Genomic DNA, 1863 nt, shown 5'->3' with positions numbered 1-1863 from the left:
GCCGTCCACCCCCGCTTTGTCCAAGGCCTCGGTTGCCGCGCGGCGCAGCGCACGTCGATCCAATCCGCCGGTGCGGGAGCGGAACAGGTGCTCCCAACCGAAGAACACGTTCTCGTAGACCGCCAGGGAGTCCACCAGGTTGGCCTCCTGAAACACCCGGAAGATACCCAGCCGGTTGGCTTCCTGGTAGGTCTTCGGAGCGATTTCACGACCGTCGAGGATCAGGGATCCCGCGTCGTACGGCAGCACCCCGGAGATGATGTTGAGGATGGTGCTCTTGCCTGCGCCGTTCTCACCGATCAGTCCGACGACCTCGCCGTCGCCCACCGAAAGATCGACACCTTTGAGGGCGCGGTTGGCACCGAACGATTTGACGATGCCGGTGGCCTGCAGCCTCGGGCCCGACGAACTCTGTGCTGTCATATCAGACCTTCTGGTAAGGGGATGGCGCGAGCACCGGCGTGCGGTAGTGGTCCTTGTACAAGGCCCGGATGCGGTCGAAGTCGCCGTTGCGCTGTGCGTTCAGATAGGCCTGCGGCAGTTGGAAGTCCTTGGGCTTGGGGACCCCCGGCCAGATGGTCTCCAGATCCTCGACCGGGAAACCGTCGAACTGCAGATCGAAATCGTTCGGATGCTCGACCCGGGACAGCCGCTTGACGTCGAATGACTCGGCGATCGGGCCATCGACGTAGCGGGCCTTGAAGGCCTGCACGTTGTCGGCGGTGATGATCTCGGCGTGCCAGCTGTAGAAGCGTTCGGCGGCCTCGGGTTTCCAGCCGTTGAGCCGGTCGTGGAACTGCGCGATGGTGACGAACGACGGGTAGGCCGGGACGTTGCCCGTGGTCACCAGCTGGGTGCCTTTGACGATCCGGTCGATTCCCGCCGTGGAGCCGTTAGCGCCCACCACGAAGACGTCCTTGCCCGGCACCTTGCCCGCGGCTTCGATACCGGCGACCACCCCGGTGGCGGCGTCGTCGTTGACCGCGACAATGCCGACGGTATCCGGGTACCGGGCCAGCAGTGACGCCGCAGCCCGCTGGGACAGATCGGCGTCGTACTTCGCGTGCAATTCACCGGCGAACTTGATCTTCGGGTACTTCTTCAAGGTGTCGCGCACCGCGAGCCGGCGCTGCACCTCACAGCCGTCGATCGACGGGTAGTAGCCCCCGACCCGGACGATGGTGCCTTCCTCACCGACCTTCTTGGCCAGTACGTCCACGGCCTTGCCGACGGCGATGTACTCGTCGGGCATCAGGAAGCTGTTGTACTTGTTGCCGTCGGCATCGCTGTGCCACGGCGTGTACCAGGCAGGCGAGTTCCAGGCTGCCTGGAACAGCACCCCGCGGTCGTTGGCGTCGTGGGCGAGGGTGGGCAGTGCGCCCGCGTCGTTGAGCCCGACGAAGATGGCGGTGGTCTTCTGGGTGAGCAACTGGTTGAACTGGTTGGACTGTACGGCGGCGTCACTCTTGCCGTCCAACACCACACTCTTGTAACCCAATTGGGCGGCGGCCTCTTGGTAGGCCTTGGCCCACTGCACCTGGTAGTCGCCGGTGGCCGACCAGTTCAGCAGCGCGAACTGGCCATCGGTGTAGGCGACCGCGTCACCGCGAGCCTCGCTACGGCGGCCCACGGCGGTCAGCGCGCCCGCAGCGGTGAGCGCCGCTGCGCTGCCGGCGAGCAGTTTGACGAACTGGCGCCGCCCCAGGCCGTAGGTGTCCAGGCGCTCCAGGATGGGGTCGATCGCTCGGCGCTCTTCGGCATTCACCGCGCCGACGGTACGGGCCGGCCGAGGCCTTGCCGAGATTCTGGCTCACCATAAGAATTACCGCGACTGCAACGCACGGTGAGTATAACCGTTGCGCC

At 65.4% G+C, this 1863-nt stretch carries 2 protein-coding genes; both read right to left on the bottom strand.

What is annotated here, in order from left to right:
- The coding region (locus tag H7J86_RS01580) for an ATP-binding cassette domain-containing protein (RefSeq protein ID WP_267288951.1) at positions 1 to 423 on the bottom strand (423 nt) is incomplete at its 3' end.
- 1 nt (position 424) lies between these two features.
- Positions 425 to 1765, bottom strand: a complete 1341-nt coding sequence (locus H7J86_RS01575) for a sugar ABC transporter substrate-binding protein (protein WP_267288949.1) — start codon at positions 1763 to 1765, stop codon at positions 425 to 427.
- Positions 1766 to 1863: the final 98 nt, after the last annotated feature.

Origin of the sequence: Mycobacterium hackensackense (assembly GCF_025822555.1) — a bacterium.
Classification (GTDB): Bacteria; Actinomycetota; Actinomycetes; order Mycobacteriales; family Mycobacteriaceae; genus Mycobacterium; species Mycobacterium fluoranthenivorans.
Note: the sequence above shows the minus strand (reverse complement) of the source record. Positions and strands in the feature narration are given on the sequence as shown.